This window comes from Bifidobacterium moraviense, assembly GCF_012932365.1.
GTDB lineage: Bacteria > Actinomycetota > Actinomycetes > Actinomycetales > Bifidobacteriaceae > Bifidobacterium > Bifidobacterium moraviense.
Genome location: NZ_JAAIIH010000017.1, coordinates 38,255 through 47,997 on the forward strand (window position 1 = coordinate 38,255; position 9,743 = coordinate 47,997).

The window sequence follows — 9,743 nt, forward strand, 5'->3', positions numbered from 1 at the left end:
CGCGCGGAACGACGACTGAGACAACCAATCGCAAACCGAATACAGAGAAAACCACAAGAAAGGATTCAGTGATGAACGCACTGACCAAGAAGCTCGCGGCGGGCGTGATCGCCGCGGCGACGCTGCTCGGCCTCGCCGGCCTCGGCGCCACCACCGCCAATGCTGCAAACCCCACCGATGGCGTGATCAAGGTAAACAGTACCAACCCCGAATTTGAGGGCAAGACCGCCACCGCATACCTGATGTTTTCCTATGACAAGGATGCTGTGGATGCCGGTACCGCCACCAATGGTGGTTATACGCTGGTGGATACTTGGGATGAATTCTTCAAGACCGCCACTCTGACCGGCTTGACCGGTGTGGACAACGACAACGTGGGACAGAAGGCGTACGACTACGTGATCAGCCTGTCTGCCGCGGACAAGGCCGATGATCTGCTGGACTTCGCTTCCAAGGCTTCTGCCTGGGCGAAGGATACGACACACAGCATCACGGGCAAGACCAGTGAGAAAGCCACGAAGATCGGTACCGGTAAGGATGCCAAGTACACTGCCACTATTAGTGGTCTGTCCTATGGCTACTATGTGGTCAGCCCGGAAGGCGGTTCCACCAGTACTGACCGTCATACGGACGCCATCCTCAAGGTGGTGACCTCTTCTCCCGTGGAACAGGATCTGAAGAGCACCTACCCGACCGTTGAGAAGACCATCACGGGCAGCAACGGCAACGACAAGGGCAACAGCGCCGAGATCGGCGAGAGCGTGAACTTCAAGCTCTCCTCCACCATCCCGGACATGACCGAATACACGAAGGGCTACACCTTCAACTTCCTCGATACCTTGTCCGAGGGCCTCACGCTGAACAACACTACGGAAAGCACAGCCGGCAAGGGCACGTTTACGGCCACTGTCAAGGTGAACGGCACCCCAGTGGAAACCGACAAGTACAAGGCCGAGTACGTCGAGAACGGTGACGGCACGACCTCCGTCACCATCACCATGCTGAACTTCCGTGACAACTACAAAGACAACGCCGGCGAGACCATCACCGTCGAATACTCCGCCACGCTGAACGAGAACGCCACCGTCGCCGGCAGCACCAACAGCGCGAAGGTGGAGTACAGCAATGATCCGAGCACCAATGGCACCGGCACGTCCAAGGAAGACAAGACCCACACCTACGACTTCAACTTCGACGTCAACAAGGTGGACGGTACCGACAACACCATCAAGCTGTCCGGCGCCCAGTTCGCGCTGTACCGCGGTACGAAGGACGATGCGAACAAGATCAAGCTGGTCAAGGTTTCGGACAACACGTTCCGTCCGGCCAAGGAGAACGAGCAGGTGGCTGACGATGCTGATGTGAAGACCAACGATGGCGTCTTGAAGTTCGTGGGTCTTGCGGAAGGCACTTACAAGCTTGTCGAGACCAAGGCCCCGACCGGTGCCAACGGCGAACAGTACAACATCCTGACCGAGCCTATCGACGTGATCATCTCCGCCGAGTACAACGACGACGGTACGTTGAAGTCCTGGTCCGTGAACAACACCACGTCCGAGAACAACACTGGAACCCCGGTCATCACCGTCGAGAACAACAAGGGCGGCCTGCTCCCCGGCACCGGTGGCATGGGCACCATGCTGTTCACGGTGTTCGGCGTGGCGATCGTCGCGCTCGGCGCTGTGTGGTACGTGCGCTCCAACCGCAAGGACGCCCGTCGCGCCTGACGGTTCGGGGACCGGCTTCCCCGGTCATCCTGAGCGGAGCCCGCAGGGCGGAGTCGAAGGATCCTTGTCTCATCGGGGTGGTCAGGGATCCTTCGACTGCGGGCCTGCGGCCCTTCGCTCAGGATGACAGAAAAGGGACGCTCTCGGCTCTCCGTTCGGGATGACGCATGAGTTATCCGTCGGACTCCGCGCGGGGCCGGCTTCCCCGGTCATCCTGCGGTCCCCGCTCAGGGCCGGCTTCCCCGGTCATCCGTCGGTGCTGCGCCTGATGACTTCCCCGGTCATCCTGAGCGGAGCCCGTAGGGCGGAGTCGAAGGATCCTTGTCTCATCGGGGTGGTCAGGGATCCTTCGACTGCGGGCCTTCGGCCCTTCGCTCAGGATGACGGGAGAGAACGCTCTCGGCCCTTCGCTCAGGATGACGCAATAAACCGTCCTGCGCCCTTCGCTCAGGATGACGGAAAAGCCCGCACCACTCGGAACATCCCCACTGGAAAGCGAATCACATGAAGAAGCTGCGCGGCATCGCACCGCTGCTGGTCATCGCACTGGGACTGCTCGTGCTGTTCTACCCGACGATCAGCAACTTCCTCGTCATGAAGAACGCGTCGCGCGTGGTCGGCGGATACGCCGCCAAGGTGGACGCGCTCTCCGACGAGCAGTACCGGCAGATGCTCGACGCCGCGCACGCCTACAACGAGCGCCTCGCGCAGTCGAACTCCGGCGCCACGGACGCGCTCGCCGGCGCGGTGGACACCGCCTCCACGGACGCGGAGTACAACGCGCTGCTCAACCTCAACGGCGACGGCATGATGGGCTACATCACCGTGCCGCGTCTCAGGGAGACCATGCCCATCTACCATGGCACCGCGGAGGAGGTGCTGCAGGTGGGCATCGGGCACCTGGAACGCACGTCGCTGCCGGTGGGCGGCGTCTCCACGCACGCGGCCCTGTCCGGCCACCGCGGCCTGCCCACCGCCAAGCTGTTCACCGACCTCAACCTCATGCAGGCCGGCGACCGCTTCTACATCACCATCCTCAGGGACACGTACGCCTACGAGGTGGACAACATCGTCACCGTGCTGCCCACGGACACGCAGGAGCTCGCCATCGAGCCCGAGCAGGATCTGGTGACGCTCATCACCTGCACGCCGTACGCGGTGAACACGCATCGGCTGCTGGTGCGCGCGCACCGCATCCCGTACACGCCGGAGCAGGTCGAGGACGCGAAGCCCACGTTCCACGTGGACATCCCGCTGCAGTACGTGCTGCCCGCGGCGGGACTGATCGCGCTGCTGATCGGCTGGCGCGTGTGGCGCAGACGCGACGCGCGACGGGCCACCGAGGAGGCGGCGGAGCGGATCGTGGCCGAGCTGATCGGAGGCGGAACCGGTATCGGCGCGGGCGCGGGCTCTGGCGGCGACGATCATGCGAGTGATGCCGAGCACGCAGAAGCCCATACGGGCCGCAGGGACATCGCCGCGGATCTTGCGCGCGTCGCGGACATGGAGAACATCGCGGACGACGATGCTGCACGCACGGACGCGCACGCCGCGAACGCGCACAATACGACTCACGGCGCGCACGCGCACGGCACAGGCACGCACAACACGGATGCGGACATCGCATCAGACAGGAACGAGGAAGGACCGGGACATGGCTCACACGCATAACGCATCCGCATCGCGACGCGGCGACGCGGCGCGCACGCCGGACACGCCGGGCACGGTCCTGCGGCTCGTCGTCGGACTGATCGCGGGACTCGCCGCGCTGCTCGGATTCGCTCTTGCGCCGCTCACGGCACCGTCGCCGCTGTCCGCGGCCGCACCACGCGTCGCCTCCGCCGCGGACGCACTGGGCACGCTCACCGTCAGCGCACGATGGGGGAGCGGCGCCGGCGGCTCGTCGTCGGGCACGCCGCTCGTGGGCGACACCTTCTCGCTGACGCGCGTCGCCGCCGCGGACCTCGACGGTTCCGGCGCGATCGGCGCATACCATACGCTCGACGCCTTCGCCTCATACGACGCCGTGTGGGGAAGCCTCACGTCGTCGGAGCTCAACGCCGCCGCCAAGCGTCTCGACGCCTTCGCCGCGCGGCAGGGGCTGTACGCGGCGAGCGGCGTCACCGACGCGCAGGGACAGGCGACGTTCGCCGGACTGGAACCGGGGCTCTACCTGGTGGCGCGCACCGGCGTGGCCGACGCGAACGCGCGGTACGTGTGCGACCCATTCCTGGTCGCCGTCCCGGAGAGCGTGAACGGCGTGCCCACGATGCACGTCACCGCGGAACCCAAGTTCGGCGACGGCGGCAACGTCACGCCGCCCGATCCGGACAATCCCGGCCCCACGCCTGACCCGGACAACCCGAGCCCCGACAATCCGAACCCGGACCAGCCCACGCCCGGCACGCCCGAGACGCCCGAAACTCCCGGGGCCGGCGGCGACGCGGACTGCGGAACCGGCTGCGGGACGGACGGCGGCACCACGCCCGGCGCCGACGGCAACGGCGGGTCCGGCGCCACGGGATCGCGGAACGCCCCCTCGTTCACCGCGAGCACCGGCGCCGCCGTGACCGGCATCGCCCTGCTCGCGATCGTCCTCGCCGCCGTCGCCATCGTCCTGCGCGCCGCGTCACGCCGCATCGCGCCGCGCGCCACGGACATGCCGCGCACGACGGACATGTCGCGCACCGCGGACGCCCCGCGCGCGTAGTTCACCGGCCCCTGCGACGTGCCACGTCCGTCCCGCGTCGCAAGGTTCGTGGGATCGCCGATCTTGCAACGGTTTCGGCCTTGCCGGGCGTGGGACGGGCTACCCGCGTCGCGATCTACTTGTGGTACGGCTCGTGCGCGTTGATCTTGTACGCGCGGTAGATCTGCTCCAGCAGGATCACGCGCATGAGTTGGTGCGGGAACGTCATGCGTGAGAAGCTCAGCAGGAAGTCGGCGCGCCTGAGGATCGCCGGGTCGAGGCCCAGCGAGCCGCCGATGACGAACTGGATGTGGCTCACGCCTCGCACGCCGAGGTCCGCGATTTTCGCCGCCAGTTCCTCGGAACTCAGTTGCCTGCCCTCGATGGCGAGGGCGATCACGGTGGCGTCCGGCGCGATGTGCTTGGCGATGCGCTCGCCCTCGATCTCCTTGATGCGCCGTTCCGTGCCCTCGCTGGCATGTTCCGGCGTCTTCTCGTCCTGCACCTCGACGATGTTCAGCCTGCAGTAGCGACCCAGACGCTTCGAGTATTCGGCGATCGCGTCGCGCAGGTACGATTCCTTGACCTTGCCGACGGTGATGAGCGTGATCTTCATGCGCTCCACTGTAATCGCAGCCGCCCGGAGCGCATGCCCGTCTGAGAACGACAATCCGTGCCGACCCATTGCGGACCGACACGGATCGCTCAGCGCAGAAGGCGCTCCGTTATTCAACTATTCAACAATCAGCTTGCTGACCGTGCGTCGGCGTGTGCGTCCTCAAGGCACACCGAGGGAAGGCGTACGAAGGTACGTCGACCGAGGTGTCGCGCTGTCGCGCGACTTTCGCGGCCTTGGCGGCCGCATAAGAACGCTAGTTCTTGTGCAACTTGGCGTTGAGCTCAATGCCGGTCTTGCGGTACCGCGCCTCGATGCGGCCGTTCACGGAGTTGCGGATGAACAGGATGTTGTCCTTGCCGCTGAGGTCCGCGCCCTTGACCACGTCGAGCGGTTCGCCGGCGGCGGCCTTGGCCTTGTCCCAGATGGTGACCTTGGTGCCGGCGGTGACGTACAGTCCCGCCTCGACGACGCAGTTGTCGCCCAGCGAGATGCCGATGCCGGCGTTGGCGCCGAGCAGGGAGTGTTCGCCGATGGAGTTGCGCAGCTTGCCGCCGCCGGAGAGGGTGCCCATGATGGAGGCGCCGCCGCCGATGTCGGAGCCGTTGCCGACGACGACGCCCTGCGAGACGCGGCCTTCGACCATGGAGACGCCGAGCGTGCCGGCGTTGAAGTTGACGAATCCGGCGTGCATCACGGTGGTGCCTTCGGACAGGTAGGCGCCCAGGCGCACGCGGTCGGCGTCGCCGATGCGCACGCCGGAGGGGACCACGTAGTCGATCATGCGCGGGAACTTGTCCACGGAGAGCACGTTGACGTCGGCGGTGGGCAGCGGGGAGCCGGCGGCGGCCTTGAGCACGTCGAGCTTGCGCAGCGCGAAGTCCTCCACGGCGAACGGGCCGTAGTTGGTCCACACCACGTTGTTGAGCTTGGCGAAGATGCCTTCCAGATTCAGCGTGTTCGGCTTGGCGAGGCGCTGGCTCATGAGGTGCAGGCGCAGGTAGGCGTCGGCGGCGTCGGCGATCGGCTCGTCGAGCTGGCTCACGGTGAACACGGCCACGCGGCGCACGCCGCGCGCGTCGGGTTCGGTGTGCTCCAGCGGCCCGAAGCCGTGGGTGCCGCGGTCGGCCTCGGCGGGTGCCGTGCCCAGCGTGAGCTGCGGATACCACACGTCGAGGGTGTTGCCGGCGGCGTCGATGCTGGCGAGTCCCCAGCCGTACGCCGTTCGTTCGTTCGTCATAGTCCTGCTCCTTGATCGGCGGATATGGGTTGATGGCTCCAGTGTATGGCCGCGGCACGCGATCGTGCCGCCGATGACCGAGAATCGCCGTGCTGGGCGTCACGTGGACCGCGTGGAACCGTCACGTGGACCGTACTCGGCCGTCACGCGGACCGTGCGGGGCGTCACGCGGACCGTGCGTCACGCGGACCGTGGGCATCAGGATCGGCCTGATTCCAACGTTTTTCAGTGGTGCGGCCCGTGTGACGCGCGGTCCGTGTGACGTTTGGGTGACGTTGGTTCGTGTGACGCGCGGTCCGCGTGACGCCCGGCCCACGTGACGCGCGGTCCGCGTGACGCCCGGCCCACGTGACGCCCGGTCCGCGCAACGCCCGGCCAGTCCGGCTCCGCGACCGCGCATGCCGTGCCGCATCGGGCGCCGCGCGTCGGCCCGGGGCGTAAATCGACCGTGCCCGTTACAATGGCTCATCGTGAGTGATTACCAGATGGAACGGGCGAGGCGTACCGCGCGCCGCCGCAACGCCGTGCGTGCGGTGTGCCTTGTCGCGGCCGTCGCGCTGCTCGTTTCGCTGGTCGTTCCCGCCGTGTTCTACGCGGGTCTTTGACGTCGTCCGCATCGGCTCCCCGCACGGCCATCGGCCGGCATGCCCACGGAGGATATGCCGCCGGACCGCGCCGGACGCGCCCGCCGCAACCGGATGCTCGTCGCGCATCGCCTGCCGCGCCCCGCGCACGGCCCCGGATGCACCCGGACGCATCGGACGTCGGTCGCACGGCACGCCGCGGAGGCGCGGGTCGCGCGGGGAGCACGGGGAAAACGCGAGGAACCGCAGGAACGAACCCGAACCCGCATTCAGGGTTTGCACAAGTAGAAATGTATGGTGGTCTAGATGGCAGAATTTGACTTTTCCCAGGCGATCGGCGACGCCCGATCCAAATACGATCTCATCGCCACGGCGCTGGACGTGGACCGTCTCAGGGCACAGATCAAGGAGCTCGAGGCGCAGGCCAGCGAGCCCGGTCTGTGGGACGATCCGGAGAACGCGCAGAAGGTGACGAGCCGCCTGTCCGCCGCGCAGGCGCAGGTGAAGAAGCTCACCGAGATGGGCCAGCGCATCGACGACGTGGAGACGCTCGTGGAGCTGGCGCGCGAGGAGGAGGACGCGGACTCCCTCGCCGAGGCGCAGTCCGAGGTGGAGTCCATCGCGAAGGATCTGGACGACATGGAGATCCAGACGCTGCTCGACGGCGAGTACGACGAGCGTTCCGCGGTGGTGACGATCCGCTCCGGCGCCGGCGGCGTGGATGCGGCCGACTTCGCGCAGATGCTGCTGCGCATGTACCTGCGCTACTGCGAGCGCAGCGGCTTCAAGGCCAAGGTGCTGGATACGTCGTACGCCGAGGAAGCGGGCATCAAGTCCGCCACGTTCCAGGTGGACGCGCCGTACGCGTACGGCCGTCTGAGCGTGGAGGGCGGCACGCACCGTCTGGTGCGCATCAGCCCGTTCGACAATCAGGGTCGCCGCCAGACCAGCTTCGCCGCGGTGGAGGTGGTGCCGCTGGTCGAGGCGACCGACCACATCGACATCCCGGATACCGACATCCGCGTGGACACCTACTGCTCGTCCGGCCCCGGCGGCCAGGGCGTGAACACCACGTACTCCGCGGTGCGCATCACCCACCTTCCCACGGGCCTTGTGGTGACGATGCAGGACGAGCGCTCGCAGATCCAGAACCGCGCCGCCGCCATGGCCGTGCTGCAGTCCCGACTGCTCGTGCTGCGCCACGAGGAGGAGGCCAAGAAGAAGAAGGAGCTCGCCGGCGACATCAAGGCCAGCTGGGGCGACCAGATGCGCTCCTACGTGCTGCATCCGTACCAGATGGTCAAGGATCTGCGCACCGGCTACGAGACGAGCCAGACGCAGGCGGTCTTCGACGGCGACATCGAGGGCTTCATCACGGCGGGCATCCGCTGGCGCCATCAGCAGCGCCGCGAGGCCGCCGAGCAGGAGTAGGCAGGCGACGACACGGCCGGGTTCCCAGCGGGCGCCCGGCCGCGCGTCGATCCGCGGGGTTGCGCGTCGATCCGCGGGCGGCGCGGAGAACATAGGACGGCAACGGCGAGGAAACGGCAAGGCAAGGGGAACATGGCACTGATTACGCTCGACCACGTCAGCAAGATCTATCCGAAGGGGTCTCGTCCCGCGCTGGACGACATCTCGCTCGACATCCAGCGCGGCGACTTCGTGTTCCTGGTGGGCGCGTCCGGCTCCGGCAAGACGACGCTGCTGAGCCTGCTGCTGCGCGAGGAGGAGGCCACGGAGGGCGAGATCCGCGTGGCCGGCAGCGACCTGCGCCGCATGCCCGCGCGCCAGATCCCGCAGTACCGCCGTTCGATCGGCTTCATCTTCCAGGACTACAAGCTGCTGGCCAACAAGACGGTGTGGCAGAACGTGGCGTTCGCGCTGGAGGTGATCGGCACGCGCCGGTCCACCATCCGCTCGCTGGTGCCGCAGGTGCTCAAGACCGTGGGCCTCACGGGCAAGGAGAGCAACTACCCGCACGAGCTGTCCGGCGGCGAGCAGCAGCGCGTGGCCATCGCCCGCGCGTACGTGAACCATCCGCAGATCCTGCTGGCGGACGAGCCCACCGGCAACCTCGACCCCACCACGTCGCTGGGCATCATGGAGGTGCTCGACGCGATCAACCGCACCGGCACCACGATCGTCATGGCCACGCACAACGAGGAGATCGTCAACTCCATGCGCAAGCGCGTGGTGGAGCTCAAGGCCGGGCGCATTATGCGCGACGAGGAGCAGGGCTCCTACGATTCCGCGCTGTTCTTCCCGGACGCCGACGTGGCGAGTCGCGCGCACGAGGCGATCAACGGCGACGGCACCCCGGCCGCGGAGCTCTCGTTGCCGGAGGGCGACGACGCGGATCCGACCGCGCGCACGAACGCGCAGGGCTCCCGCGACGCCGCCGCGTCCGCCGTGGACAAGGCCGCGGCCGAGGGGCTGCGCGAGGTGAGCGAGGCGCTGCACAACACGCTGAACGGCGACGACGGCATCGCGCGTCTGGCGAACTCCGTGCACTCCGGGCGCACCGGGCGCTACGGCGAGGTGTTCCAGAGCGTGGAGACGACGCTGACGTGGGGCAGGGGACTGCCGCTGGACGAACTGCGCAAGCAGGACGCCGCGAGGAACGACGGCGCCAAGAACGATGTCGTGAGGAACGATGCGCGACCCGACGCGCAGGACGCCGATCCCGACGCGAAGTTCCGTCCCCGGCGCGCGGCCGCCGAATCCGACGCCGCGAAGGACGCGGCTCCGGAGCAGTCGCCGAAGTCCGCCCCTGCATCCGATGCCGCGCGGTCCGACGCCGCGCACGGCGAGACCGCGCATGACCATGCGCCCGCCGAGGAGCCGCGTGCAGCCGCGGAGCGGCCGTCGCAGCCGGCCCCCGCCACGC

6 protein-coding genes and 2 pseudogenes are annotated in these 9,743 nt (G+C 67.3%); 6 read left to right on the forward strand and 2 right to left on the reverse strand.

What is annotated here, in order from left to right; genetic code table 11:
* Nucleotides 1-71 precede the first annotated feature (71 nt).
* From G1C96_RS08890 to G1C96_RS08900, 3 genes and pseudogenes are all read left to right on the forward strand, one after another.
* Entirely contained in the window at nt 72-1,727 is a 1,656-nt protein-coding gene (locus tag G1C96_RS08890) for a SpaH/EbpB family LPXTG-anchored major pilin (protein ID WP_169276240.1), read from the forward strand.
* A 504-nt stretch (nt 1,728-2,231) separates the two neighbouring features.
* Nucleotides 2,232-3,042: pseudogene (locus G1C96_RS08895) on the forward strand (class C sortase); the annotation flags it as partial.
* 339 nt (nt 3,043-3,381) lie between these two features.
* Nucleotides 3,382-4,437 carry a hypothetical protein gene (locus tag G1C96_RS08900; RefSeq protein ID WP_169276242.1) on the forward strand — a complete coding sequence of 352 codons (1,056 nt, stop codon included), beginning with the start codon at nt 3,382-3,384 and terminating at the stop codon, nt 4,435-4,437.
* A gap of 115 nt (nt 4,438-4,552) precedes the next feature.
* Here G1C96_RS08900 and rlmH read toward each other — a convergent pair whose 3' ends face one another.
* Complete coding sequence (gene rlmH, locus G1C96_RS08905) at nt 4,553-5,032, reverse strand: 23S rRNA (pseudouridine(1915)-N(3))-methyltransferase RlmH (protein ID WP_169276243.1); 480 nt, start codon at nt 5,030-5,032, stop codon at nt 4,553-4,555.
* A 256-nt stretch (nt 5,033-5,288) separates the two neighbouring features.
* Nucleotides 5,289-6,272, reverse strand: a complete 984-nt coding sequence (gene dapD, locus G1C96_RS08910) for a 2,3,4,5-tetrahydropyridine-2,6-dicarboxylate N-succinyltransferase (protein WP_169276244.1) — start codon at nt 6,270-6,272, stop codon at nt 5,289-5,291.
* Between the two features lie 470 nt (nt 6,273-6,742).
* On the opposite strand from dapD, the gene G1C96_RS10395 reads away from it, so the two are divergent.
* The 3 genes and pseudogenes from G1C96_RS10395 to G1C96_RS10470 all read left to right on the forward strand — a co-directional run.
* Nucleotides 6,743-6,877 carry a hypothetical protein gene (locus G1C96_RS10395; RefSeq protein ID WP_277347697.1) on the forward strand — a complete coding sequence of 45 codons (135 nt, stop codon included), beginning with the start codon at nt 6,743-6,745 and terminating at the stop codon, nt 6,875-6,877.
* 285 nt (nt 6,878-7,162) lie between these two features.
* Complete coding sequence (gene prfB, locus G1C96_RS08915) at nt 7,163-8,287, forward strand: peptide chain release factor 2 (RefSeq protein ID WP_169276245.1); 1,125 nt, start codon at nt 7,163-7,165, stop codon at nt 8,285-8,287.
* A 132-nt stretch (nt 8,288-8,419) separates the two neighbouring features.
* Nucleotides 8,420-9,010 (forward strand): annotated as a pseudogene (locus G1C96_RS10470) (cell division ATP-binding protein FtsE); the annotation flags it as partial.
* Between the last annotated feature and the right edge of the window lie 733 nt (nt 9,011-9,743).

What these genes read in the sequence shown, in the direction of transcription:
- prfB (WP_169276245.1), top strand. Translation starts at nt 7,163, where the DNA reads ATGGCAGAATTTGACTTTTCCCAGGCGATCGGCGACGCCCGATCCAAA.
- dapD (WP_169276244.1), bottom strand. Translation starts at nt 6,272, where the DNA reads ATGACGAACGAACGAACGGCGTACGGCTGGGGACTCGCCAGCATCGAC.
- G1C96_RS08890 (WP_169276240.1), top strand. Translation starts at nt 72, where the DNA reads ATGAACGCACTGACCAAGAAGCTCGCGGCGGGCGTGATCGCCGCGGCG.
- G1C96_RS08900 (WP_169276242.1), top strand. Translation starts at nt 3,382, where the DNA reads ATGGCTCACACGCATAACGCATCCGCATCGCGACGCGGCGACGCGGCG.
- rlmH (WP_169276243.1), bottom strand. Translation starts at nt 5,032, where the DNA reads ATGAAGATCACGCTCATCACCGTCGGCAAGGTCAAGGAATCGTACCTG.